Source organism: Nocardiopsis ansamitocini (assembly GCF_030268225.1).
Classification (GTDB): Bacteria; Actinomycetota; Actinomycetes; order Streptosporangiales; family Streptosporangiaceae; genus Nocardiopsis_D; species Nocardiopsis_D ansamitocini.
This window is the reverse complement of record NZ_BSQG01000002.1, coordinates 480,733-505,151: the sequence shown is the minus strand read 5'-3', so window position 1 is coordinate 505,151 and position 24,419 is coordinate 480,733. Positions and strand designations below refer to the sequence as shown.

General features: G+C 69.2%; 20 protein-coding genes. 10 read left to right on the top strand and 10 right to left on the bottom strand.

The window, feature by feature from the left end; all coding sequences use genetic code 11:
- The first annotated feature begins 137 nt into the window (after positions 1–137).
- On the top strand, positions 138–617 hold the full coding sequence (locus QSJ59_RS08920) for a lamin tail domain-containing protein (protein WP_285758548.1): 480 nt from the start codon (positions 138–140) through the stop codon (positions 615–617).
- A 77-nt stretch (positions 618–694) separates the two neighbouring features.
- Here the strand turns inward: QSJ59_RS08920 and QSJ59_RS08915 are convergent, their stop codons facing one another.
- On the bottom strand, positions 695–1,837 hold the full coding sequence (locus QSJ59_RS08915; protein WP_285758546.1) for an acetyl-CoA C-acetyltransferase: 1,143 nt from the start codon (positions 1,835–1,837) through the stop codon (positions 695–697).
- Positions 1,838–2,224: 387 nt separating this feature from the next.
- Between QSJ59_RS08915 and QSJ59_RS08910 the strand changes: the two genes are divergently transcribed.
- The 3 genes from QSJ59_RS08910 (at position 2,225) to QSJ59_RS08900 (ending at position 4,521) form a co-directional block, all read left to right on the top strand.
- Positions 2,225–3,367: an acyl-CoA dehydrogenase family protein gene (locus tag QSJ59_RS08910; protein ID WP_285758544.1), complete on the top strand. Its 1,143-nt coding sequence runs from the start codon at positions 2,225–2,227 to the stop codon at positions 3,365–3,367.
- A gap of 39 nt (positions 3,368–3,406) precedes the next feature.
- Entirely contained in the window at positions 3,407–3,574 is a 168-nt protein-coding gene (locus tag QSJ59_RS08905; RefSeq protein WP_285758542.1) for a hypothetical protein, read from the top strand.
- A gap of 698 nt (positions 3,575–4,272) precedes the next feature.
- On the top strand, positions 4,273–4,521 hold the full coding sequence (locus tag QSJ59_RS08900; RefSeq protein WP_432707450.1) for a PLD nuclease N-terminal domain-containing protein: 249 nt from the start codon (positions 4,273–4,275) through the stop codon (positions 4,519–4,521).
- 142 nt (positions 4,522–4,663) lie between these two features.
- Here the strand turns inward: QSJ59_RS08900 and QSJ59_RS08895 are convergent, their stop codons facing one another.
- From QSJ59_RS08895 to pdxH, 3 genes are all read right to left on the bottom strand, one after another.
- Complete coding sequence (locus tag QSJ59_RS08895) at positions 4,664–6,913, bottom strand: SpoIIE family protein phosphatase (protein ID WP_285758540.1); 2,250 nt, start codon at positions 6,911–6,913, stop codon at positions 4,664–4,666.
- Positions 6,914–7,104: 191 nt separating this feature from the next.
- On the bottom strand, positions 7,105–7,815 hold the full coding sequence (locus QSJ59_RS08890) for an iron-dependent transcriptional repressor DtxR (RefSeq protein WP_285758539.1): 711 nt from the start codon (positions 7,813–7,815) through the stop codon (positions 7,105–7,107).
- Positions 7,816–8,075: 260 nt separating this feature from the next.
- Entirely contained in the window at positions 8,076–8,738 is a 663-nt protein-coding gene (gene pdxH / locus QSJ59_RS08885; RefSeq protein ID WP_285758538.1) for a pyridoxamine 5'-phosphate oxidase, read from the bottom strand.
- A 144-nt stretch (positions 8,739–8,882) separates the two neighbouring features.
- Between pdxH and QSJ59_RS08880 the strand changes: the two genes are divergently transcribed.
- Positions 8,883–9,989 carry a citrate synthase 2 gene (locus tag QSJ59_RS08880; protein WP_285758537.1) on the top strand — a complete coding sequence of 369 codons (1,107 nt, stop codon included), beginning with the start codon at positions 8,883–8,885 and terminating at the stop codon, positions 9,987–9,989.
- Positions 9,990–10,083: 94 nt separating this feature from the next.
- Here QSJ59_RS08880 and QSJ59_RS08875 read toward each other — a convergent pair whose 3' ends face one another.
- Positions 10,084–13,599 carry a type 1 periplasmic-binding domain-containing protein gene (locus QSJ59_RS08875; protein ID WP_285758536.1) on the bottom strand — a complete coding sequence of 1,172 codons (3,516 nt, stop codon included), beginning with the start codon at positions 13,597–13,599 and terminating at the stop codon, positions 10,084–10,086.
- Between the two features lie 232 nt (positions 13,600–13,831).
- Here QSJ59_RS08875 and serC point away from each other — a divergent pair, with 232 nt between their 5' ends.
- The gene (gene serC / locus QSJ59_RS08870) at positions 13,832–14,962 is read left to right on the top strand and encodes a phosphoserine transaminase (RefSeq protein ID WP_285758534.1); all 1,131 of its coding nucleotides are present in this window, start codon (positions 13,832–13,834) and stop codon (positions 14,960–14,962) included.
- 97 nt (positions 14,963–15,059) lie between these two features.
- Entirely contained in the window at positions 15,060–16,055 is a 996-nt protein-coding gene (locus QSJ59_RS08865) for a glycerophosphodiester phosphodiesterase family protein (protein WP_285758532.1), read from the top strand.
- Positions 16,056–16,073: 18 nt separating this feature from the next.
- On the opposite strand, the gene QSJ59_RS08860 is transcribed toward QSJ59_RS08865, so the two are convergent.
- Positions 16,074–17,138 carry a hypothetical protein gene (locus QSJ59_RS08860; RefSeq protein WP_285758530.1) on the bottom strand — a complete coding sequence of 355 codons (1,065 nt, stop codon included), beginning with the start codon at positions 17,136–17,138 and terminating at the stop codon, positions 16,074–16,076.
- A 104-nt stretch (positions 17,139–17,242) separates the two neighbouring features.
- Between QSJ59_RS08860 and QSJ59_RS08855 the strand changes: the two genes are divergently transcribed.
- The gene (locus QSJ59_RS08855) at positions 17,243–17,968 is read left to right on the top strand and encodes a 3-keto-5-aminohexanoate cleavage protein (protein WP_285758529.1); all 726 of its coding nucleotides are present in this window, start codon (positions 17,243–17,245) and stop codon (positions 17,966–17,968) included.
- Positions 17,969–18,177: 209 nt separating this feature from the next.
- On the opposite strand, the gene thpR is transcribed toward QSJ59_RS08855, so the two are convergent.
- The 4 genes from thpR to QSJ59_RS08835 form a co-directional block, all read right to left on the bottom strand.
- Positions 18,178–18,732 carry an RNA 2',3'-cyclic phosphodiesterase gene (gene thpR, locus QSJ59_RS08850; protein WP_285758528.1) on the bottom strand — a complete coding sequence of 185 codons (555 nt, stop codon included), beginning with the start codon at positions 18,730–18,732 and terminating at the stop codon, positions 18,178–18,180.
- A gap of 19 nt (positions 18,733–18,751) precedes the next feature.
- Positions 18,752–20,014 (bottom strand): MFS transporter, encoded by a 1,263-nt coding sequence (locus tag QSJ59_RS08845; RefSeq protein ID WP_285758783.1) that lies wholly within the window; start codon positions 20,012–20,014, stop codon positions 18,752–18,754.
- A gap of 173 nt (positions 20,015–20,187) precedes the next feature.
- Positions 20,188–20,637, bottom strand: coding sequence for a MarR family transcriptional regulator (locus QSJ59_RS08840; protein ID WP_285758526.1), 450 nt, complete (start codon positions 20,635–20,637; stop codon positions 20,188–20,190).
- A gap of 167 nt (positions 20,638–20,804) precedes the next feature.
- The gene (locus QSJ59_RS08835; protein WP_285758524.1) at positions 20,805–22,322 is read right to left on the bottom strand and encodes an NCS2 family permease; all 1,518 of its coding nucleotides are present in this window, start codon (positions 22,320–22,322) and stop codon (positions 20,805–20,807) included.
- Between the two features lie 155 nt (positions 22,323–22,477).
- Between QSJ59_RS08835 and QSJ59_RS08830 the strand changes: the two genes are divergently transcribed.
- Positions 22,478–22,786, top strand: a complete 309-nt coding sequence (locus QSJ59_RS08830) for a DUF2530 domain-containing protein (protein WP_285758522.1) — start codon at positions 22,478–22,480, stop codon at positions 22,784–22,786.
- Positions 22,787–22,842: 56 nt separating this feature from the next.
- Positions 22,843–24,330 carry a DUF7059 domain-containing protein gene (locus tag QSJ59_RS08825; RefSeq protein ID WP_285758521.1) on the top strand — a complete coding sequence of 496 codons (1,488 nt, stop codon included), beginning with the start codon at positions 22,843–22,845 and terminating at the stop codon, positions 24,328–24,330.
- Positions 24,331–24,419: the final 89 nt, after the last annotated feature.

Below are 24,419 nucleotides of genomic sequence, written 5' to 3'. Positions count from 1 at the left end.
GGTGAAACGCACGGCCGGATACGGCCTCCTCATCAGCGTAAATTTCGGCAACCACCAGGTCGGGGCGGGCGTCAATGATGACGTATCCCGCGGGGCGCCCAGCCCCGCGAGCGGTTTTTCAGAGAAGAGAACCCCCTATGCGTACCCGCAGCCTCATCGCCTCACTGCTCATGGCGTTGACCGCCTCGCTGCTCATGGCGACCCCCGCGGAGGCGGCGCCGGCCCTGCAGTTCACGTTCGTCGCGTACGACAGTCCCGGCACCGACAACCGCTCGAACTCCTCCCTCAACGCGGAGTACGTGGTCATCAAGAACACCACGAAGAAGGCCGTCAACCTCAAGGGGTACGTGCTGCACGACGCACCGTCGACCGCGAACAAGAGCAAGGGGCGAAAGTGGAACTACGCCTACACCTTCGGGTCCTTCAGCCTGGCCGCGGGCAAGTCGGTGACGGTGCGCACCGGTTCGGGCGGCAACACCGCCACGACCCGCTACTGGAACTTCCGCCAGTACGTCTGGAACAACGACCGCGACACCGCGACGCTGCTCAACGCCAAGGGCGCCAAGGTCGACACCTGCTCCTGGACGACCACGAAGCCCGGCTCCACCAAGTGCTGAGCCGTCCGGCAGCGTCCCGGTGAGCAGGGCGTGCCGAAGACCCTCCCGCACGGGCGGTCTTCGGCACGCCGGGCCGGCTACACCCGCTCGATGATGGTGACGTTGGCCTGCCCGCCGCCCTCGCACATGGTCTGGAGCCCGTAACGGCCACCGCTGCGCCGGAGCTCATGGACCAGCTTGGTCATGAGGACGGCCCCGGTCGCGCCCAGGGGATGTCCCAGGGCGATGGCACCGCCGTTGGGGTTGACGGTGGCCGGGTCGGCGCCCAGTTCCTCGGTCCAGGCCATGGGAACCGGCGCGAATGCCTCATTGATCTCGGTGACGTCGATGTCGCCGATCCCGAGGCCGGCCTTGTGCAGCGCGACGCGGGTGGCGGGAATGGGCGCCGTGAGCATGTACACCGGGTCGTCGCCCACCAGGGAGAGCTGGACGATCCGGGCCAGCGGGACAAGGCCGTGCTCTGCCACGGCGCGCTCGGAGGCGATCAGCACCGCTGCGGCGCCCACCGAGATCTGGCTGGCCACCGCCGCGGTGAGCGCCCACCCCTCGCGCAGCGGCGTGAGGCCGGCCATCTTCTCCAGGGTGGTGTCGGGACGGATCCCTTCGTCGTGGGACACCCCCGCGAGCGGGACGATCTCGGCGTCGAAGCGCCCCACCTCGCGGGCCTCTGCCGCTCTGCGGTGGCTCTCCAGGGAGTAGCGTTCCAGGTCCTCGCGTTCGTAGCCCCACTTCTCGCACATCAACTGGGCACCGCGAAACTGCGAGATCTCCTGGGTTCCGTAACGCTCGGCCCACCCCTCCCCGTAGAGCGAGAGCCCGTTGTCGAGCGCGAACTGCACGTTGGCGCCCATGGGGACCATGCCCATGTTCTCGACACCGGAGGCCACCACGAGGTCCTGGGTGCCGGACATGACGCCCTGCGCGGCGAAGTGCACGGCCTGTTGGGAGGAACCGCACTGCCGGTCGATGGTGACACCCGGCGTGCTCTCGGGCAGGCCGGCCGACAGCCACGCCGTGCGGGCCAGGTCCAGCGCCTGCGGTCCTGCCTGGCTGACGCACCCCATGATCACGTCCTCGACCGCGCTGGGGTCGATGCCGGTGCGCCTGACCAGTTCTTTGAGGACGTGTGCTCCCATGTCCGCGGGGTGCACGGCGGCCAGCGCCCCCTTGCGGACTCCCACGGGGGTGCGGACCGCCCCGACGATGAATGCCTCAGCCATGGCTTTCTCCTGGAGAGTGGTGGTCGGACCCAATAAACCGAACCATATTCGGCCAAGAGGGGAAGGCAAGCCGCCGGAGAGCGGGCCTGCACGGCAGCAGCGGCCGTGCGCCCGAGTACCGGCCGCCTCCTCTTGACCCCGCCCGTCTTTCGACAGGGGCTTTGCGGTTGCGGCGTTCGGCCCATTCCGAACCCCGTGATGAGCGACAATCCTCCTGCACGACTACGCGACAGGGGTGAACTGCCACCGGGAACCGCGTCCCTGCCCCCGAAGGACGCATTGAACGCCCCGGGGGGAACGGCGGCACCGAAGACGACACCCCTATCAAGCCGAACCCGATTCGGTTAACGTGGCCGAGAACGAGGACGGGCGTTGAGGAGGCAGTCCATGCGGCGCGAGCTGTTCGAGACCGAGCACGACCTGTTCCGCGACTCGGTCGCCGAGTTCCTCAAGCGCGAGGTCGTCCCCTTCCACCAGCAGTGGGAGGCCGACGGGATCGTGCCGCGCGCGGTATGGGGCAAGGCAGGAGAGATGGGCCTGCTCGGGCTCGGCGTCCCCGAGGAGTTCGGCGGGTCGGGAAGTACCGACTACCGCTTCAACACGGTCCTCGCCGAGGAGATCTGCCGGGTCGGCGCGAGCGGCCTGGGCTTCGGGCTGCAGAACGACGTGAACGCGCCCTACCTCGTGGAGCTGACCACCGACGAGCAGAAGCGCCGCTGGCTGCCCGGCTTCTCCTCCGGGGAGCTCATCACCGCCATCGCCATGACCGAACCGGGTGCCGGCAGCGACCTCCAAGGCATCACGACCACCGCTGTGCGCGACGGTGCCGACTACGTCCTGAACGGACAGAAGACCTTCATCACCAACGGCATCAACGCCGACCTGGTCATCGTGGTGGCCGTGACCGCGCCGGACGCGGGGGCGCACGGCCTCTCGCTGATCGCGGTGGAGCGCGGTATGCCCGGCTTCGGCCGGGGACGCAACCTCGACAAGATCGGACTCAAGGCACAGGACACCGCCGAACTGTTCTTCACCGACGTCCGCGTTCCGGCGACGAACCTGATCGGCCGGGAGAACCAGGGCTTCGTCCACCTGATGAACAACCTGCCCCAGGAGCGGCTGTCCATCGCCGTCTCCGCCACGGCGGCGGCCGAACAGACCCTCGCCGCGACGATCGCCTACTGCACCCAGCGGACCGCTTTCGGCCACCCCATCAGCACGTTCCAAAACACCCGTTTCGTCCTCGCCGAGCTCGCCACCGAGGTGGACCTGGCCCGCGTCTACGTGGACCGGGCCATCACGCTGCACAATCGCGGCGAACTCACCGTCGAGGACGCGGCGAAGGCCAAGTGGTGGACCAGTGAACTCTGCAACAAGGTCATGGACCGGTGCCTGCAACTCCACGGCGGGTATGGGTACATGATGGAGTACCCCGTGGCAAAGGCATGGCAGGACGTCCGCGTTTACTCGATCTTCGGTGGCACCACCGAGATCATGAAGGAGATCGTGGGCCGCTCTCTGGGCCTTTAGCGCCACACCCCTGCGAGCCCCGGCGAAAGGCCCCCTGACATGAGCGGCTCCTACGACGGCGCGATCGTCCTCGGCCTCCTGGTCATCTTCGTGATCCTGGGAATCCGCTGGCTGCGCAGACGCGTCCACGTCCCGTGGACCACGGGCGGCCTGGTGCTGTTCTTCATCATCGTGGTGCTGCTGCTGTGGGCGTATCAGACTCGCTGACCGACGTGCGTCGCCCCGAGGCAGTCGTACGCCGATGAGCACGCGCGCGACGACGCAACTGGGTCGGCCGAGGCGAAGCTCCGTACGAGCGGACCACGCGGGCACGCAACGAGTCGGCCCGGGTCGCCGCGATCCGGCGGTCCGTTTGCCCTATCCACGGGTGGGGCGACACCGGCCCAGGTGAGAGTTGTTCCCAGGCCACGCCACCGAAGGACCGGAGAGGACCGCATCCCTTCCGGCGGCTTTCCCGCCCACGGGGCCGACGGTCCCCTGTTCCTCTTTCCGCCAGGACTGCGCCGCCGAGAGGACGCACCGAGCCCTTCGGCCGGGATCTGCCATCCCGCGTCCGCCCATGCGGCAGGCCGAGAACCGTCGGAGCGCGGAATCCGCGCCTCCTGCCCCCCAGCGAACACGAACTGTGACAACATGTCACACTAATGGCGTGTCTCCTGCAAGGTACCTTGCGTTACAGGGTACTTTGTCATGCATGAACAAGGATCCTCCGTTCATGACCCCGGGTCAACGGCGACACGGGGCCGCGGGCCTACCCGTACCGGCCCGGCCGCGCGGCCACCACCGCCCGTTCCCACGACGAAGAACCCGCACCTTGCGCCCGCACACGACGATCACCCATCGCGACGCCACGTCGACGACGGCGTCGCCCCCGCATGCCGGCTCCGAACGAAAAAGGGATTTATATGCTCTTCACCGCGTTGACGACCAACTCCCCCGCCGAGACCACCCTCGTGGTCCTCGCCATGGTAGGAACCCTGGCAGCGGCCGTGGTCGTTATCGGATTGATCATCGCCGCCCTGATCAGCATCCTGGGGTCCCGGGTGAGTGGCGGGATGAAGGTGGTGTGGATCATCTTCATCATCTGCGCCCCCCTGATCGGAGCCTTGCTGTGGTTCCTCATCGGCCGCCGGCAGGTCAGTTTCACTTCATGACGACCGGAACTCGCCCCGCGGAGATCCGCCCCAGCGCACCCGGGACCACCCCACCGCCGAGCAACGCGGGAGGAAGCCCGTCCCCGGGAGGGTTTTCGCGGGGCACCGGCCCCTGGAACGGGGCCGGCGTCCGGGGGGTCGGCTACTCGTCCTCGCCGTGCATCGGAATCTCGAACCAGACGGCCTTGCCCTCAGGCGTGGGACGCGATCCCCAGCGCGAGGCCAACTGGTCGACGAGGTAGAGACCGCGGCCGCCTTCGTCGTCGGCCCCTGCCTTGCGGATGCGGGGCAGCCGCAGGTCGTGGTCGAAGACCTCGACCCACACCGAGTTTCCGCCGCGGCGCAACCGGATCAGGAACTCCCTGCTCGACGAGTCCTCGGGCTCGCCGGCGGAGCTCTCCTCCAGCAGATCCGACCAGTCCTCGTCGAAGTCGTCGAAGCCGTCGAGCTCCGGCGGACCGTCGGAGTCCTTCACACCGTTCTCGGTGAACTCGCGGCTGACCGGGTGCGGGGTGGCATGGATGACGACGTTCGTGACGATCTCGGAGACCAGCAGGCAGGCCAATTCGGCCTGGTCGCGGTCCATTCCCCATTCCTTGAAGGTGGTGGACGCGAGATGACGCGCCTCGGCGACAGTGGGGGCTTCGGCCGGGAACCATCCCTGTTGCAGAGCCAGTTCCTCGGGGTGGGAGCGCACCACCAGCAGCGCGGTGTCGTCTTCCATCTCACCGGGAACGGCGTTGTCGGCGACGACCGCGATCTGCTCGACGTCCTTGTCGGCGACCTCACGGACCCGCTCGTGCAGGATGTCCAGCGAGTGCTCGACGTTGACGGCCCGCCCGGGCAGCCGGCGGTCGACCAACCCGTCGGTGTAGAGCAGCAGGGTGGCTCCGGGTGGCAGGGTCAGCGTGGCCTGCTGGTACACGGACTCCCCGGGGACGCCCTTGTGCTTGGCCCCGAGCAGTTTGTCCCGGAACTGGAGTTCCAGGTCCTCGACCCGACCGTCGCAGATCAGCAACGGAGGCGAGTGGCCCGCGTTGGCGTAGGAGAGCTCCCGGGACCAGGCGTCGTAGGCCATGTAGAGACAGCTGACGCTGGGCACCCAGGTTCCGCCCTCGTCGTCGGGCGTACCGAGCTGGCGTACCCACTCGTCGAGCGCGCGCAGGATGTCGCCCGGCTCGCGGTCGGCCTGCGCGAAGGCGCGGAGTGCGGCGCGCAACTGGCCCATGACGGCGGCGGCGTGCGGTCCGCGGCCCTCGACATCGCCGATGACGATTCCCACGCGGCCCGCGGACAGGGGGATGACATCGTAGAAATCGCCGCCGACCTGGGTCTGGATGCCGTGTCCGTGGACCTCCAGCGGCTTGGCGGGGGTGTAGCGGTGCGCGATGGAGAGGCCGTCGAAATCTTGGAAGTCGCGCGGCAGCAAGCTGTTCTGGAAAGCGAGCGCGGTCGTGCGCTCCTCCTCGAACAACCGGGCGTTGTCGATGGCCAGCGCAACCCGGGAGGCGATCGCACCGACCAGGTCACGGTCGAAACCGTCGTAGTCGGTCTTGTCGCGGGCACTGAGCGCGGACAGGGCGAGGGTGAGCACGCCCAGCACCTCACCGCGGGCCCGCAGCGGCGCGGCAACGGCGGAGGTCACCCCCACCTGCTCCGAGACTCGGGCCGAACGCTCGTTGGGGGCCACGTCGCTGCTGTGCACGTAGTCGCCCACGACCACGGTCTCCAGGCGCCGGATGGCCTTGTAGACGAAGTGGTGATCGGGATAGCGGACCTCTTCGCCGACGTCGACCCAGCTGGCCGGTGGCGGGCTCCACCCCTCGGCGTGCACCGAGACACGGCGCACCAGGCGGTCGTGGTCGTAGAGGTCGATGAAGCAGTGGTCGGCGAACTGGGGGACGAGGATCTCGGCCACGGCCTTGAGGGTGGCGCTGAACTCCAGCGAACCGGCGAGGCGTCGGCCGATCCGGTCGAGCAGGCCGTACTGTTCTTCCACCCGACCGTTGCGCAGGGCCTCGCTCGCAAAGAGCATCACGCCCTCGACCGCACCGGAGGGGTGCTTCGTCGGGACGGCGGTGGCCCGGACGTGGATCCAGGTGGAATCGCCGCGCAGGACGGCGAAGGTTCCCTCCCAGGACTCGCCCTTGAGAACGCGGCGGACCAGTTGTCCGGCCTGTTCGTGGTCCGCCTCGTGGATGCCGATGTCCAGCAGCGAGGCGCCCAGGTAGTCGCGTCCGCCGACGAACCCGAAGAGGTCGCGCGCGAATTCGTTCCAGTAACGGAGGTTACTGAAGCGGTCCAGTACCACTACGGCGATCTGCGCCTGCTCCAGAACCTCGGCTCCAGCAAGCGCGTTGTCGCCGTAGAAGGCTTCCCCCCAACGCTTCATAGCGCAGCCACCTCGCCGTCACGGAACGTACTCATGATGACCCACGCAACCCGCATCGCCCCCGCGTAGTGGGCGTTTGCAGTTTCATGCCGACTGGCCCACGCCATGCAGCGAGCGTAGCAACAGCGGGAACACATCCGCAGAGCAACATGACATCTCGCGGAGCACCCACGTGACCTGCCGTCCCCCGGCTACGGCTTGGCGACGAAGATATGACTTGCGACCTGCCTGGGCAGTTCGGTCGACTCGCCATCCTCGGTGGTACCACCAATCACTCGCACGCCGTCATCACTCGCGATGAGTGTAACTTCCTCTTCGGGTTGTACCCCAGCGCGCTTGAGAACGAGCATTACCTCGGTGTCACTTTGGAGTTGCTCGCTGATACGGCGGACCGTGACCGTGGACTCCGCGCCGGTGGCGATGTCGACCATAGGGACGATCGTGGTGCCCGAGAAGGGTTCGGGGGAATAATCCTCCAGCCCGAGCTCGTCGAGGCCGGGAATCGGGTTGCCGTGCGGGCAGGCCCACGGCCCCTTGAGGAGGCCGACCAGACGCTCCTCGACCGCCTCGGAGATGACGTGCTCCCAACGGCACGCCTCGACGTGCACGTCCTCCCAGGGGAGGCCGATGACGTCCACGAGCAGTCGCTCGGCGAGCCGGTGCTTGCGCATGACCTGCGTGGCCAGCCTGCGGCCTTCCTCGGTCATGACCAGGTGACGGTCGTTCTCGACGCGCAGCAGTCCGTCGCGTTCCATGCGTGCAACCGTCTGGCTGACCGTCGGGCCGCTCTGCTGGAGCCGTTCGGCGATGCGCGCCCGAAGCGGGACGATGCCCTCTTCTTCGAGCTCGAAGATCGTACGGAGATACATCTCCGTGGTGTCGATGAGTCCGTGTGCGGTCAAGACTCTCCCTCCCTCCGTGGGCCCGTTGAGAGCAGTCAACGCGGCAGTTGTCTCAACACGGGCCAGTGCGCGACTGTTCCGGCAAGGTCGCGCACCCTGGGATGAGCGGTGTTGCACCGGTTCGACCGTGATGCGCCCCGGCCGTGGAAACGGCCACCGATGGGTCCAATCATAGCGTGGCGACGGCCACCCCAATTCCGCCAAGTGTGACGCACGACACTTAACGAATCGGACACAAAAATCCCCGCCCAGCCGGGGTTTCATGGCGAGAGGCGGTCGATCGCCCATTCCGCGTCGCCCTCACCCGACGTACGGAGATAGCGGAAACGGTCGTGCATTCGATCGTTGCGCCCCTGCCAGAACTCCGCTTCCTCGGGGAGGATGCGAAAACCTCCCCAGTAGGGCGGCCTGGGGATCGATTCGTCCGGTGCCCACTTCGCCGCGAGGCGCGCATAGCGGGCGTCGAGCTGCGCGCGATCGGCCACTGGCGAGGACTGGTACTCACTCGCCCATGCCCCGATTTGTGAACCCCTGGGACGTCGTGCGAAATAGGTGTCGTTCTCTCCATCGGTGAGACGTTCGACACGGCCGGAGACGATCACCTGACGGCGCATCTGGTGCCAGGGAAAGACCACCGAGACACGCGGATCACCGGCCATGGCCACCCCTTTGCGCGATCGGTAGTTAGTGAAAAACCGCAGGCCAGAGCGGTCGAAACCCTTCAAAAGGACGGTCCGCGCACGGGGGGAACCGGAAGGATCGACCGTCGTCAGAACCATCGCGTTGGGCTCGACGAGGCCCGCGTCGCGGGCCTGGGTAAACCAGGCATGAAACTGCTCCATAGGGTGCTGAGACAACCCAGAACCGGACAACGGCGTACCGTCATAAGGTTCACGCAGCTCAGCAGGGTCACAATGGTTCACAGTGCTGCATCCTCACACGACCTGTGGGGCGCACGCCATCGTGGCGGCACCGCCATTGACGACACCTCGCGTGTCATTGGAAAAATCCCAAGCGGTTCACGGGGCCACCCTTGCCCCTGGATCGAGGAGACGGAGGAAACCGGTATGTCGGACTTCAAACCCGGACTCGAAGGAGTCGTGGCGTTCGAGACCGAGATCGCCGAACCCGACAAGGAGGGCGGCGCCCTACGGTATCGGGGTGTCGACATCGAGGACCTCGTCGGTCACGTGACCTTCGGACGCGTCTGGGGCCTGCTGGTCGACGACGACCTGGACCCCGGGCTTCCCTTCGCCGACCCGTTCGCCCGGCCGGTCTCCACCGGTGACGTACGCGTCGACGTGCAGAGCACGCTCGCGACCCTTGCTCCACTATGGGGCTTCAAACCGCTGCTGGACATCGACGACGCCGAGGCACGCGACAACGTCGCCCGGGCCACCGCGGCCGCTCTCTCGGTGATCGCCCAGTCCGCACGCGGCGACCAGCCCGAGGTGGGACGCGAGCGCGTCGAAGCGGGCCGTACCGTCGTCGAGCGCTTCATGATCCAACTGCGCGGCGATCCCGACCCCCGGCACGTCAAGGCCGTGGACGCCTACTGGACCTCCGCTGCCGAGCACGGCCTCAACGCCTCGACGTTCACCGCCCGGGTCATCGCCTCGACCGGCGCGGACGTGGCGGCGGCGCTCTCAGGAGCCGTGGGCGCCATGTCCGGCCCGCTGCACGGTGGTGCACCGGCGCGTGTGCTGCACATGCTGGACGAGACCGAGCGCATCGGCGACGCCGGCACGTACGTGACCCAGGCCCTCGACAAGGGCGAACGTCTGATGGGCTTCGGCCACCGCGTGTACCGCGCGGAGGACCCGCGTGCCCGCGTGCTGCGCCGGACGGCAAAGGAGCTCGACGCGCCCCGTTACGAGGTCGCGGCGGCGCTGGAGACCGCGGCGCTGAAGGAGTTGCACGCCCGCAAGCCCGACCGGGTCCTGGCCACCAACGTGGAGTACTGGGCCGCCGTCGTACTCGACTTCGCAGAGATCCCGTCGTCGCTGTTCACCTCCATGTTCACCAGCGCCCGTACCGCCGGCTGGTCGGCGCACATCCTGGAGCAGAAGCGGACCGGCCGCCTGGTGCGCCCCAGCGCCCGGTACACCGGGCCCGCCAAGCGCGACATCACCACCGTCGACGGTTCCGCGGCCGCCATCGAGCAGGGCGCCTGATCGGTCACCACCGCTGAGGCGGTAGTGGGTTCCGCCGGTCGCCATGGCGACCGGCGGAACCCACTACCGGTGGGGTCGGTACGGTGCCGAACGCCTAGCGCACGCACCCGTTCGCCGCCAGGTTGGCCTCGGACTGGTCGTCGAGGTCGCTGACCCGGCCGCAGGCGGCGATCGTGACGGGTTCGGCCCCGAGGCGCGCCAGGACCAGCTGGATCAGCTTGTCCTCGATCCAGTTGCCTCTCTCCCCGGGGGTGCCGTAGGAGATGTAGCCGCTCACCCCGGGAACACCGAGGCGCCCCGACAGCAAGGAGGGCGCCAGACCGGTCGGCAGCGCCGCGGAGTCGGCGGGGTCCTGGTTGCGGCGGGCGTCGGCCAGTGCCTCGCCGATCACGGTCAGGGCGTCGTAGGCCATCACCCCGTGGGGCACCGAGGGACGTTCCGCCGGGGTGGCCGACCGGATGGGGATCGCGGCGACCAGGTCGGCGAACTTCCCGTAGAACGCGCCCTTCCCGGCGTCATCCTCGGTGACCGCGCCCCACCCGCCGTCCGCGGCGAGCGGGGTGTAGTACAACGGGAAGTCCGAGTCGCTCGCTCCCTGGTCGGAGACGTACTTGACGATGTCGTCACCGGCCATGATCGACACCCCTCCCTGGCAGCCGTCGGCCAGCAGCAACTCGTCCTGGAACAGCGGGAACTGGTCGGAGCGGCCGGCGTAGTAGACCATGTCCGGCTCCTCCTGGCAGACGGAGCGCACGGTGTCGCGCAGGCCGGTGCCCTGGGGGTCGTAGCCCGCGTCGAGGGCGACCCCGCCGGGAATCCCCCCGCCCAGTGCGCCGGGGCGGTTGAACTCGCCCATGAACACGCTGGCGAGCTGACCGCCGTAGAGGTCCTCCTTCGAGCGCTGCCAGAAGACGGCGACCCTTTCCGCCCTGGGGAGCTGCCCCTTGTCCGTTGTCACCCCTTCCCGTGCCCACGCGGCCGCCTGGGTGGCGATGCGGGTGTTGGACGGTGCGAGGGGAAAGAAGAAGTCGCTGTGCCGGCCGTTGACGAGGTCGATGTCGTCGAAGGTCGGGGTCGTGGCGATCATCGGGATTCCCGCCTTGGCCAGGACGCTGATCGCGTCCCTGGTGGACTGGCGGCTCTGGCCGAAACCGAGGGCCGCGACCACTCCGGGATCGCGAGCCGCCTCGGCCGCGACCGCCTCGGCCACCTCCACCCCGTGCCTCAGCACCGGTCCCGCGTTGGCGAGCAGGATACGGATCCGCAGCTCGTCGTCCGAGCGCAGCGCGTTGTACTCGCGTTGGCGCAGGGCAAGCCCGACGAGTTCGCCGTGCACCCCCGCCAGGAGCGCGCGCTGGGCGGTGTCGTCGTCGACCGAGAGCGCGGCGAAGTACACCACCGTGACGTGCGGTCCCGCTTCCGCCTGGACGTTCTGTTCGGCGATGGTCTCCTGGGCAGCCCCCAACCGCTCGTGGAAGACGTAGGAGCCGTCGGTGAAACCGACGCAGTCGAAGGGGCTGGGGCCCTGGACCCCCTCGGGCTTGGGCAGTTGCAGGATCTGGTCGGGCTGCTCGGCGAAGCGGCGGCCCCACCAGCACTCGTTTCCGGTGGACTGGTCATAGGCGACCACGGACACCCCGGCCAGCAGGACCAGCGCCAGGAGAAGGGCCGCGGCGGGCATCGCGGATCTGACCCGCATCGACCGGGTCGGCAGGAAGGTGGGGGCGGCAACCGCGTTCTCACCCCTGCGCTGGTCGGCGGAGGCACTGATGTCGAAGGACAGGGTCCGTCCCGCTCCCAGGCGCCCCAGCCGGCGGCGCAACAGCTGCCACGCCACGACGTCGTCGGCCAGCCGTCCCGGAGCCTCCGCCCGGCTGGGCACCCGCGAGCCGAACCGGGTCGGGGGCATCCCTTCCGCGCGGAGCACGACCACCACGAGCGGGTCGGGGAAGTACTGGCTGGTGCGGATCTCTTCGACGAGGAACAGTACGTCCGCGGCGCGGGCCGTCCCCACTGCCGTGCTGACCGTCGGATCCTGGACGGTGTCGCCGCCGTTCCACCGTGTGCGCGCCCGGTCCACGACCAGCGCGGGGCGCAGCAGGCCGCGCGCGCGGGCCGCGCGCCTCCACTGGTACCAGGGGAAAGGACCGTAGGCGGCGTCGAGGTCGGTGAGGAAAGCGTTCACGATGAGCAGCCGCATCTGGTGGATCCGGTCGGCGCTCGTCCGCCCCGTCTCCGACAACACCAGTTCCGCGTACTCCTTGCCGGCCCGCTCGGCGACGGCCCGGTAGGCGCGGCGGCTGCCCCACCGCTGCCGACGGTCGGCCTCGGTGTCCAATCGGTAGGGCTGTCTGGCCAGCCAGCGGTAGGGCTGCCAGGGATAGCCCCAGCACACGTAGCCGATGAGCCGGTAGACCCCCAGGACCAGCAGCAGGAGGATGGCGGTGAAGCCCTCCACCAGGTCCTTGGGCAGGTTGAGGGTGACTCCGGTGACCAGCAGGCCGAGGATGCTGATGTTGAGCACGACCCCCAGGGGGGTGAGGACCTTGGCGTCGAAGAGGTCGAAGTTCAGATCGGCCCGGCCGGAGGATTTTCCGTTGTCGCCCTGGCGGCGCGGGCGCCAGAACAAACTGAGCCCCTCGTACAGCACCCGGTAGAACCGCCGATAGATCCACGAACCGATCGTGCTGACCACGAATCGCCAGAAACGGGTCAACGGTCGTCCCGGAATCGCAGCGGTCCTGCCCACCCGCCAGGCACCCAGCTCGTGCAGGCGCAGTGCCTGCGCGATCTCCTGGCCGGTGCCCAGGCGCCCGCCCTGGTCGGACTGCCCCTGCTGTTCGAACCGGTCGGCGGCGAAGACGTCGAACAGTCGGAACAGGGACTCCACCCGCGGGAAGGAGGGCGGCTCCGGGGCGGCCCGGTCACGGGCCTGCTCCTCCGGTACTCCGCTGGGCGTCCCCTTGATCGCGTCGACGAGGGCCTGGACGTCCATTCTGGTCTGGAAGAGCGGGCCGCTCTCCTTGACGAAGCCCTCGGGAGAGGTCCGGTACTTGTCCTCCGCCTGGTGGAGCAGGGCCATCGGCTGGTTGGCGGCGCGCACGACCAGCGCGCGGGTGACGAGGTCCGCGTCGGTCCCGGTGCGGTCCGGCTCGCTGCTCGACACCCCCGGCGACGGGACCGACTGCTGGGCGGTGGGACTGTCCGCCCCCGATCGGGACACCCCCTGCTCGGCGTACTCGGGGAGGGAGCTGCGCGGGAAGAGCAGGCTCGGCAGCCAGGAACGGAAGCCGCCGCGCCGAAGCCTGCGCGCTTCCTGAGCCCTGCGTACGCCGTGATCCTGGGCGGGTTTCCCTCCGGTCGCGGGCTCGGCGACCACCAACTCGACCACCGGCAGCGGGGTGTCTCCCAGCCCGAAGACGCCCTCGCGCGAGTCGTAGCGGTCGGCGTCGCCGCGTTTGCGCAGCGCGCGGTCGGCCGCGGCCTGTTGGCTTCGCTCCAGCAGACTCGGGGGACGACGGAGCGCGTCGAAGAGGGACACGAAGGCGAGCGGGTCCGAACGCCGCTCCCTTCCGCTCGGCCTGTCGCCCTCGTGAGGGGATGGAGTCATGGATTCCTCGTCTGGGAACCGTGGTCGCCCGTGTGTCGAGGTCTGCGGTCGGGCGGTTCCCGGTCTCGCGATCGGCTGCACGTGCACGGAGGTGCGCACGGTCGGGTCATCGAAAGTCTTGAACCAATAGACGTCTTTCGTCACCTTTTGGCCCTGGCCGATATCGGACACAGCAACCGACCGCCCGAAGGTTTGCCCCCGTGCCTGCGCCGGACCGAACGGCAAGAGTAGGGTGACCGATGTGACCGAGATCCACATTCCCGAGAACCTCCTGCCCAGTGACGGCCGCTTCGGTTGCGGCCCGTCCAAGGTCCGTCCCGAGCAGTTGAGCGCACTGGCTTCCTCCGGTGCCTCCTACCTCGGCACCTCCCACCGCCAGAAGCCGGTGAAATCGCTCGTCGGCCGCGTTCGCTCCGGCCTCGCCGACCTCTTCTCCCTGCCCGAGGGCTACGAGGTCGTCCTCGGCAACGGCGGGACCACCGCCTTCTGGGACATCGCCGCACACGGCCTGGTCCGGGCCAAGTCCCAGCACCTTTCGTTCGGCGAGTTCTCCTCGAAGTTCGCCAAGGTCACCAAGGGTGCTCCCTGGCTGGGCGAGCCCACCGTCGTCGCCTCCGACCCCGGGACCCACGGTGTCGCGGTGGCCGAGCCCGGCGTCGACGTCTACGCGCTGACCCACAACGAGACCTCCACCGGTGTGGCCGCGCCCATCGCGCGCGTCAGCGGCGCCGACGACGACGCCCTCGTCCTGGTGGACGCCACCAGCGGTGCCGGCGGGCTTCCGGTGGACATCACCGAGACCGACGTCTACTACTTCGCGCCGCAGAAGTGCTTCGCGGCCGAGGGCGGGCTGTGGATCGCGATCATGTCGCCCAAGGCGCTGGAGCGGGTCACCGAGATCGCCGACGGCGGCCGTTACGTCCCGGAGTTCTTCTCGCTGCCCACCGCCGTGGACAACTCCCGCAAGGACCAGACGTACAACACGCCGTCCGTGTCCACGCTGCTGCTGCTCGCCGAGCAGGTCGAGTGGATCAACGGCCAGGGCGGCCTGGGCTGGGCGGTCGACCGCACCGCCGAGTCGTCGCAGGTGCTCTACGGCTGGGCGGAGAAGTCCGCGTTCGCGTCGCCGTTCGTGACCGACCCCGCGCAGCGCTCGCAGGTCGTGGGCACGATCGACTTCACCGACGAGGTGGACGCGGCGGCGGTGGCCACGGTACTGCGGGCCAACGGCGTCGTGGACACCGAGCCCTACCGCAAGCTCGGCCGCAACCAGTTGCGCGTGGGCATGTTCCCCGCGATCACGCCGGCCGACGTGCAGGCGCTGACCGAGTGCGTCGACCACGTGGTGGGCCGGTTGGCCTGAGTGCCACCCAGCGGATAGACATAGTGGCCGGTCCGGATGTGTTCCGGGCCGGCCGCACCCTTTCTCGGCGACCCCTCGGTACGGACGGACCTCGGCTTTGCGCAGGAACAAACAGCTTCCCCACATCAAGATCATTTCGCACCGCGGCGCGTCGGGGCACCGCCCCGAGCACACACTGGCCTCCTACACGCTGGGCGCACGCTACGGCGGCGACTTCATCGAGGTCGACCTGGTCTCGACCAAGGACGGTCATCTGATCGCGCGGCACGAGTCGGAGATCGGACACACCACCGACGTCGCCACGCGCCCGGAGTTCGCCGACCGCGCGGGCACCCGGACCATCGACGGGGCGGAGGTGACCGGGTTCTTCGCGGAGGACTTCACCCTCGCCGAGATCAAGACACTGCGCGCCGTCGAACGGTTGCCCGAGGTGCGTCCGGACAACACCGCGCACGACGGCGACTATCCGGTGCCGACGCTGGAAGAGATCATCGCGCTGGCCAAGGCCCTGACCAAGGAGCTGGGCCGCCCGATCGGGATCTACCCCGAGACCAAGCACCCGGCCTACCACGCCTCCATCGGACTGGAGTTGGAGCCGCCGCTGATCCGTGCCCTGAGCGAGCACGGCCTGGCCGGCCCGGAACCGCAAGTTCCGGTCTTCCTACAGTCCTTCGAGGCCGAGAGCCTGCAAAAACTGCGCGACCTGGAACTCCCCCTGGTCTTCCTGATGGGGACCGAGGAGAAGTGGCGCCACTTCACCACTCCCGAAGGGCTGGCGGAAGTCGCGGAGTTCGCCGACGCGATCGGCCCGCACAAGTCCATGATCATCGCGGTGACCGATGAGGGAAAGCTGGGCGAGCCCACCGCGCTGGTCGACGACGCCCACGAGGCGGGCCTGCTGGTGCACCCCTACACTTTTCGCAGCGAGAACCACTTCCTGCCCGAAACGCTGCGCTCGGGAACGGACGCCACGACCTACGGCGGTTTCGCCACCGAGTACGACGCTTTCTTCGTGGCGGGCGTGGACGGCGTCTTCACCGATCATTCCCGGCACGCCTTCCTCGCCCGGGAGATCTTCATGGAAGAGGGGTGATCCGGGGACGCCGGCGCCCTACCCGGTCCGGGCCAACCAGACGATGCCCGCGATCACGATAGCGGCGAGGACGGCCCCGCCGAGGATGAACACCCCGGCCCCCACGGGTTGCGCCGGCTCGTCCCGCGTGTCGGATTCGGGGGCCGACGACTGTTCCGCGCCCGGCTCGGCGGTCGGTTCGGCGGGCTCCACCGGTTCGGCCAACGGGATCCGCCAGACGGGGCTTTGCTCCCCTTCGGTGCCGACCAGCAGTGCGGTGCCGTCCCGGGTGTAGGTGAGCGACTCCCCCTGGTCGCTCGTGGGCAGTTGGATCCGGTCGGTGCTCGGCCCGGGAACACCGTCGGAGGCGTCGTAGAGGACCGCGCCCCAATAGGTGCGGATGGCGTACTGCGAGCCGTCGGGGGAGAACGCGGCGTCCGTGGCGAACAGCGGCGCGGGGCCGACCCGGGTGAGGGTGTTGGTGCCGGTCGCGTCCAGTTGCTCGGGGGCGGCGTAGACGCTTCCGCCGATCTCCTTGCTGACGACGTAGAGCCGGTTGTCGCGCGGATCGACCAGGATGCCTTCCGCGTCCCGGCCTCCGTCGGCATAGCCGAAGGTGAACGTGGTGGCCTGAATGGTCTGGTCGACGAGCTCCGCCGGTTCGGGAAGCCGGTAGACCCGGACCGAGGGCCAGCCACCCTGGAAGTTGTCGCCGATGTCGGCGACGTAGAGGGCGGGTTCCCCGGAGTCGTCGGTCCCCAGTGCGATGGCCTCCCAGTCGCGGGCCTCGACCCCTTCCCCCACCAGGCGGACGGTGGCCAGCGTCTCGCCCTGATCGTTCACCGCGTAGATGTCGGGCCCGTACTGGGGCCCGCTGTCGTTGTGCGTCCAGTAGACGTTCTCGTGGCGCACCGAGGCAGCCAGGCCGCTGGATTCGGCGATGCGGGGATCGGTGATGGTGAAAGCGCGCTCGGTACCCGGAGGAAGGCTTTCGGCGGCCGAGGGGTCGGGTTCGGGGGTGGCGTTCTGGGCAGGAGCGGCGCCGAGCACCGCCGGAAGCAGCGCGAGGGCAGCGACCCACCGCGCGGCGGCGCTTCTGGTCATGTTCGTATCTTTTCACCCGTGTCCAGGGCACGGGGGTATGCGACCCGCAGTCGGGGCAGGGAGGCTCTCAGGAGGGCAAACCGCTCCACCAGCGGAGGAGGACCATGAGAATCGTCGCCTGCCTGAACGGGGACCGCCGCCCCGGCGAGCATCCCGCGTTACCGATCTCACCGGACCAGTTGGCAGCGGACGCTGCCGCGGTGGTCGGGGCGGGGGCGACCGCGGTGCACGTGCACCCGCGTGACGGCCGGGGGCGGGAGTCTCTGGACCACCAGTTGGTGACCGCGCTGCTGGACCGACTGCACGACCGGGTCCCGGGCGTCCCGGTGAGCGTGACGACCTCGTTGTCGGCCGAGCCGGACGCGTGGCGACGGCTCGACCTGGTCGGCAGGTGGGGGACGCTGCCCGATTCCGCGACGGTGAACATGCACGAACCCGGTTCGCTGGAGGTGGCCCGGGTGCTGGCCGGACACCGGGTGGCGGTCGAAGCGGGCGTCTGGACGGTGGAGGCCGCGCGCGTCCTGGTTGCCTCGCATGTCATCGAGGTGTGCTCATCGGTGCTGATCGAGCCCGTGGAGCAGGGCACGGACGAGGCCCTGCGGACCCTTTCGGGCATCGCCTCCGTACTGGACCGTGCCCGGAGCACTGTGCCGCGGATGCTGCACGGCCGGGACGCGACCGCGTGGCCGCTCCTGGACAAGGCCGTGGCGTTGGACCTCGACGTGCGCATGGGCTTGGAGGACTGCTTGCTGACCCCCGACGGCGCGGAGGCCACCGACAACACCGCCCTGGTCGGGGAGGCGGCTGCCCGCGTCCGGGCCGAACGCTGAGCGGCTCCGTGGGCGGCGACTGCGCGCAGACACGGCACCGGCGAAGCAGAGCGTGCGGGGAGAGGTGGTCTTTCGCTACTGGAGCAGCGCACCGATGATGACGATGAGCATGATCGCAGCGAGAACGGTCGGCAGCAGCCAGCGCTGCTTGCGGTTGTTGGTGAGCATGCTCATGGCCGGCCCGGCTCCTCTGCTGGTGCGATCGGTCTTCAGGCTAGCCCCCAGCTGGCAACGGTGTGGTACCGGGGCGTGTGCCCGGGGCGGCTGTGGACGAGGTGAACCTGGTCGGCGGTCCATTCGGTGCCGACCGGACCGGCCAGGTCGGCACGGGTACGCGACAGATCGGTGGGGGCGCCCGCGCGGGCCAGGGTGAGGTGGGGCACGTAGTCGCGCTCCTCCCCCGCCTCGACCCCGGCGGCGGCTGCGGCCGCGCGAATCCCGTCCGCCATCCCGGCGAGGGCACCGGTCTCACCGGTCAGCCCGGCCCACAGCACCCGGGCGGCGCCGGCGTCGCCCGGGAAGGTCCCGGCACCGGCCAGTCCGAGCACACACCGTTTGTGCAGGGTCAGCGAGCGCTCCAGCTCCCAGCGCAGCGCGGCGACCCGTTCCTCCGGCACCTCTCCCAGGTAGAGCAGGGTGACGTGCCACTGCTCGCGCGGCGACCAGCGCAGGCCCTCGGGCGCGCGCTCGCGGACGGGGACGAGTGCGCGCCGGAGTTCGTCACAGACGGGGGGCGGCGGCACGACGGCTGCGAACAGGCGCAACGAGGGCTCCGGGGCGTGCTCAGGCCGACTCGGCCAACGGCCGCCGGGTCAGCTCGACGAAGGGACGACGCAGCGGGGTCACCCGTACGCCGACACCGAGGGTACGTCCAAGGGCGATCGCGATGACGGTGGTCACCACCACGCCCACGACGCCCCCGGTGATCAGGCTCGCAGCAGGGCCGAAGGCGTCCGCCAGGAACCCCACGATCGGTGCGCCGATGGGCGCCACCCCGAGGAAGACCAACATATACATCGCCATGACCCGGCCGCGCATCTGTCCGTCCACGTTGAGCTGGAAGAACGCGTTCATCGTGGCGGTGAACGTCATGAAGGCGATGCCGAGCGGGATGAGGACCAGGGTGAAGACCAGGTAGGTGGGCATGAGGCCGGCGACGATCTGGCAGAGGCCGAACGTGAAGGCCCCGGCCAGCAGTACCGGCAGCCGGGGAGCCTCACGGCGGGCAGCGATGAGCGCACCGGCCAGCGCGCCCACGGCGAAGCAGGCGGCGGCCACCCCGTACGCCTGGGCGCCGGCCCGGAAGACGTTGTTGACCATGAGCGCGATCAGGTTCTGACCGTTGGAGCCGAACAGCTGCACGAACGCGATCATCACCAGCAGCAGCACCAGGTCCCGGCGTCCGGCGACATAGCGCAGGCCCTCCCTGATCTGGCCCTTGGCGCGGGGGGCGGGTTCGGTGACGTTGAGTTCGGAGGGGCGCATCATCGCGAGGCCGGCGATCACACCGAGGAAGGACAGCGCGTTGACCAGGAACACCGGTCCGCTGCCGATCGCGGCGATGAGCAGGCCGGCGACCGCCGGGCCGACGACCCGGCCGAGTTGGAAGCTGGCGCTGTTCAGCGCGACGGCGTTGGACATGTCCTTGGGGCCGACCATCTCCATCACGAAGGTCTGGCGTGCGGGGTTGTCCAGGACGGTGATGAGACCGAGGGCGAGAGCGAACAGGTAGACGTGCCAGACCTGCGCGGCGCCGAGGGTGACGAGCAGTCCGAGCCCGAGGGCGAGGCCGCCCATGAGCGCCTGGGTGGTGATGAGCAGGCCACGCTTGGAGAGCCGGTCCACGATGGCTCCGCCCCATAGGGCGAAGAACAGCATCGGCAGGAACTGCAGCGCGGTGGTGACGCCCAGGGCGACGCCGCTGCCGCCGCTGAGCTGGAGGACGAGCCAGTCCTGGGCGACACGCTGCATCCAGGTACCGCTGTTGGAGACGATCTGACCCATGGCGTACAGACGGTAGTTGCGCACGCGCAGCGAGCGGAACATGGTCGGCTTGGCGTCGGACGCCGGCACCGGAGGCGCCGGCGCTGAGTCGATCGGTCGGGGGCGTTCGTCGAGCGCCTCAGCGGGTCGGGCCGGGGTGACGGCGGGCGGTTGGGGGCGGATGGCGGTAGCCGTGGCGTGCTCCTTCGATCAGATGCGCACCCCGACGGCGCGGGCTAGGACTGGCTGAGCCTTCCGAGGATCTGCGCCGCCTTGCGCAGCGTCGTCTTCTCGGCCGGGGTCAGTTCGGCCAGGCGCAGGGTCAACCACGCCTCGCGGCGCTCCTGGTCCTGATGCACCAGGAGGGCGCCTTCATCGGTCAGTTCCACGAGCTGTTGGCGGCGGTCGTCCGGGTGCTTCATCCTGCGCACCAGACCGCGCTCCTCCAGGGCGGAGATCACCCTGGTCATGGACGGCGGCTGCACCTTCTCGTACTCGGCGAGGCCACCGGGCGTCATCTGCCCGTGCCGTGCCAGTGCGAACAGCACCGCCCCCTGACCGAGGGACAGGGAGGAGTCGGGCCGCTGCGCGCGCAGCCGCCGGGCAAGTCGCCCGACGGCCATGCGGAGCTCGGCCGCCAGGCCCGCGTCAGTCCTGGTCTGCTGGGAAACGTCGGGGTGCTTCATTAGCATGACTCATTACTCTTGCTAACGATATCTCGAAGTCGCGCATTCCTGCTCGCACCACTCGAGAAACCATGGTCTCGATCACAATCGGCCGGGAAAACCAGGGCGCCCCGGCCGCTGCGCGGACGGGGCACCCGGTATTGGAGCGTAGCGCGGCCACAGGAGACCTAGCCGATGAGCGCCTGGATCGGCCCCAGCCCGAAGTAGACGAGGAACGCCGCCGCCACGATCCACATCAGCGGATGGACCTCCCCGGCCCGCCCCTGCGCGGTGCGCAGCAGGACGTAGCTGACGAAACCCGCGCCGATACCGTCGGCGATGGAGTAGGAGAAGGGCATGACCACGATGGTGAGGAACGCGGGGATCGCGACACCGAAGTCGGTGAAGTCGATCTTGGTGATCTGCGTCATCATCAAGAAGCCCACGACGATCAGCACCGGGGTGGCCGCCTCGAACGGCACCAGGTTGACCAGGGGCGAGAACAGCGTGGCCACGAGGAACAGCACCCCGGCGACGATGGGCGCGATACCGGTCCGCGCACCCTCACCGACCGCCGCTGCCGACTCCGCGTAGACGGTGGCCGAGGAGGACGAGGAGGCACCGCCTGCCACCGCTGCCAGGGAGTCGACGACCAGCACTTCACGCGCCCCCGGGAGGTCGCCGTTCTTTTCGAGGAGGTCGGCCTGGCCCGCCACCCCGACCATGGTGCCCATCGTGTCGAAGAAGTCGGCCAGGATCAGCGTGAAGACCAGCAGAATCAGCGTGATCACGCCGATGTGCTCCAGGCTGCCGAAGAGGGTGAACTGGCCGAGCAGCCCGAAGTCGGGCAGGGCGACGACCGGGCCGGACAGCTCCGGGACGTTGAGCGACCAGCCGTTCGGGTTGACCGCACCGCTCACCGGGTCGACCATCGGGCCGACCTTGGCGACCGCTTCGACGACGATCGCGACGACGGTGGCCACGATGATTCCGATCAGAAGCGCGCCCTTGGTCCCGCGCACCATGAGCACGATGGTGAGCGCCAACCCGACCACGAAGACCAGGATCGGCCAGCCGTTGAGGTGGCCGTCGCCCAGCTGGACCGGGACCGTGGTCCCCGCCGCGTCGGGCACGCGTCGCACGAACCCGGCGTTGACGAAGCCGACCAGCGTGAGGAACAGGCCCAGCCCCACCGCGATCGCGGTCTTGAGCTCAGCGGGGATCGCGCGAAAGACCGCGGTGCGAAAACCAGTGAGGACGAGCACCAGCAGGATCAGGCCCTCAAGGACGACGAGTCCCATTGCGTCGGCCCAGGTCATCTGGGGGGCCAGCGTCACGGCGACGATGACGTTGAGCCCCATTCCCGCGGCGAGCCCGAACGGGTACCGGCCGATCACCCCCATCAGGATGCTCATCACGCCCGCGACCAGCGCGGTGGCCGCGGCGACCATCGGAATGGAGATGCCCGCGTCGGCCGCTCCCCCGATCAGGTTTCCGTCCCCGTCCGTCCCCGTTCCGATGATCAGCGGGTTGAGGACGATGATGTAGGCCATCGCGAAGAACATGGCCAGACCACCGCGGATCTCCCGCGCGAAGTCGGACTTGCGCCGGGAGACCTGGAAGTAGCGGTCAAGGGTTGCTCTGAACCCGGTTGCCGCAGGCGGCTCCGGATCGGCCTCGGATGCGGGCGTGGGCGTCTCGTTCACCCAACCGATCCTGACAAACCGGGATTACGGAGTCGAGACGACACCGTTGCGGATTCCTACCCGCGCGCACGGCGCCCGAAGCCCGGCCGCCGAAGACGCCGGCCCACCAGCCGGGCGCCGGAGAGGACCGCCCGCGGATCGATTAGCCTGAAAGGGTGCGCACACCCCGTCAGCCCGACCCCGAGGTCCTGGAAACCGACTACCGCGTCCCCACCGCCCTGGGCTCGCTCGCCTGGGCGGTCGCGCTGGTCGTGCTCCTCGCATCGGGCGATTCCCTCGCACCGGACGAGCGGTGGTGGATCTGGGTGTGCGTCACCGGGATCGGTCTGGGCGTCTTCGCCTTCCTCTACATTCCCCGGCTGCTGCGCAAGCGCACCGAAGCCGACGAACGGGCCGTCGCCAAGCGCACCGCCCGGGCCGAGGCGGCCGAACACCCCGGACGGCACCACCCAGAACACCCCTGACCAGCACGGATAATGACCCGTCCCAGCATTTTGCACATGTACTCGATAATGGGTCCGTGCCTGATTCGCTTCGCCCCTTTCCGCGCCACCTCGCCGAACGGCTGCGCCAGACCCTGATCGACGCCGACTACACCGTGTCCGGCGTACGCGATCGGCTGGGCGACACCGCTGCGAAGGCGCTGGCCCGTGAACAGTTGGTGCCCGCACTACGCGCGACCGGTGGTGACGAACGCCTCGGGCTGCTGCTGCGGCTGTGGTGGTTGCAGGAGACGGTGTCCGAGGAGGCCGCGCGCACGATCCTCCCGGTGACCGAGCTCGCCGGAGCCGGCCTGCTCACCGTGCGCGACGGCCGGGTGCGCGCGCTCGTCCACCTGGGCCCCTGGGAGTTGGACGGGGGCCTTCCCGGCTACGTCGTCTCCGACCCCACCGTGCGCCCAGGACAGGGGTCCCCGCGCCCCGACCACGTGGTGGGTGCGGGCGGGGCGTCGGCAACGCTGTCGAAACTGATCGTGGACGGTCCCGTCGAGCGCGCCCTGGACCTGGGGACCGGCTGCGGCGTCCAGGCCCTGCACCTGGCCGCGCGGGCCGGCGAGGTCATCGCCACCGACCTCAACCCGCGCGCCCTGTGGATGACCGAGATCAGTTGCGCCCTCTCGGGGCTGGACAACGTGCGCGTACGCGAGGGGTCGCTGTACGAGCCGGTCAAGGAGGAGCGGTTCGACCTGATCGTCTCCAACCCGCCGTTCGTGATCACACCGGACTCCGCGCGCTACACCTACCGGGAGTCCGACCTCGCGGGCGACTCGGTATGCGCCGAGATCGTGCGCGGCGCCCCCGCACACCTGACCGACGGCGGCTGGGGCCAGCTGCTGGCGAACTGGCTGCACGTGGGCGGGGAGGACTGGCGCGACCGGGTCGGCGAATGGGTGACCGGGACCGGGTGCTCGGGGTGGGTGGTCCAACGCGATGTGCAGGATCCCGCCGAGTACGTCGAGTTGTGGCTGCGCGACTCCTGCGAGCACGGCACCCCCGAGTACACCCGGCGCTACGACGCGTGGCTGGACTACTTCGAGCGCGAAGGCATCAAGGGCATCGGTTTCGGCTGGATCTGCCTGCGCAACGACGTCGCCCAGGACGCCACCGTGCGGGTGGAGGAACTGCGCCACTCCATCACCCAACCGGTCGGCCCCTATCTGCCCGAGGTGGTGGACGGGGCGATGACCGCGCACCGGTTGACCGACGCCGCACTGCTCTCCGCACACGTGGCACTGGCCCCGGACGTCAAGGAGGAGCGCATCGGCGCCCCTGGCGCGCCCGACCCCGAGCGCATCCTGCTGCGCCAGAGCGAGGGCCTGCACCGCGTGGCCCAGGTCGGTACGGTCGAGGCCGCCCTGGCGAGCGTGTGCGACGGCACCATGCCGGTGGGGCCGCTGCTCGATGCCATCGCCGACCTGACCGGCCAGGACCAGGACGAGCTGCGGGCACGCACCCCCGACGTGCTGCGCGCCCTGATCGCCGAGGGCTTTTTCCGGGTCGCCCGCTGACCTCGTGGGACGGCAGCCGCGGCGGTGCTTTCGGGACACCGCCCGGCGACCACGCGCATTAACGACCGCAGCGGTCGGAGGTCGCGTAC

Bases quoted from the DNA above. Each gene is read 5' to 3' on its own strand.
- QSJ59_RS08920 (WP_285758548.1), top strand. From the start codon at position 138: ATGCGTACCCGCAGCCTCATCGCCTCACTGCTCATGGCGTTGACCGCC.
- QSJ59_RS08915 (WP_285758546.1), bottom strand. From the start codon at position 1,837: ATGGCTGAGGCATTCATCGTCGGGGCGGTCCGCACCCCCGTGGGAGTC.
- QSJ59_RS08910 (WP_285758544.1), top strand. From the start codon at position 2,225: ATGCGGCGCGAGCTGTTCGAGACCGAGCACGACCTGTTCCGCGACTCG.
- QSJ59_RS08905 (WP_285758542.1), top strand. From the start codon at position 3,407: ATGAGCGGCTCCTACGACGGCGCGATCGTCCTCGGCCTCCTGGTCATC.
- QSJ59_RS08900 (WP_432707450.1), top strand. From the start codon at position 4,273: ATGCTCTTCACCGCGTTGACGACCAACTCCCCCGCCGAGACCACCCTC.
- QSJ59_RS08895 (WP_285758540.1), bottom strand. From the start codon at position 6,913: ATGAAGCGTTGGGGGGAAGCCTTCTACGGCGACAACGCGCTTGCTGGA.
- QSJ59_RS08880 (WP_285758537.1), top strand. From the start codon at position 8,883: ATGTCGGACTTCAAACCCGGACTCGAAGGAGTCGTGGCGTTCGAGACC.
- QSJ59_RS08875 (WP_285758536.1), bottom strand. From the start codon at position 13,599: ATGACTCCATCCCCTCACGAGGGCGACAGGCCGAGCGGAAGGGAGCGG.
- QSJ59_RS08860 (WP_285758530.1), bottom strand. From the start codon at position 17,138: ATGACCAGAAGCGCCGCCGCGCGGTGGGTCGCTGCCCTCGCGCTGCTT.
- QSJ59_RS08855 (WP_285758529.1), top strand. From the start codon at position 17,243: ATGAGAATCGTCGCCTGCCTGAACGGGGACCGCCGCCCCGGCGAGCAT.
- QSJ59_RS08845 (WP_285758783.1), bottom strand. From the start codon at position 20,014: ATGTTCCGCTCGCTGCGCGTGCGCAACTACCGTCTGTACGCCATGGGT.
- QSJ59_RS08840 (WP_285758526.1), bottom strand. From the start codon at position 20,637: ATGAAGCACCCCGACGTTTCCCAGCAGACCAGGACTGACGCGGGCCTG.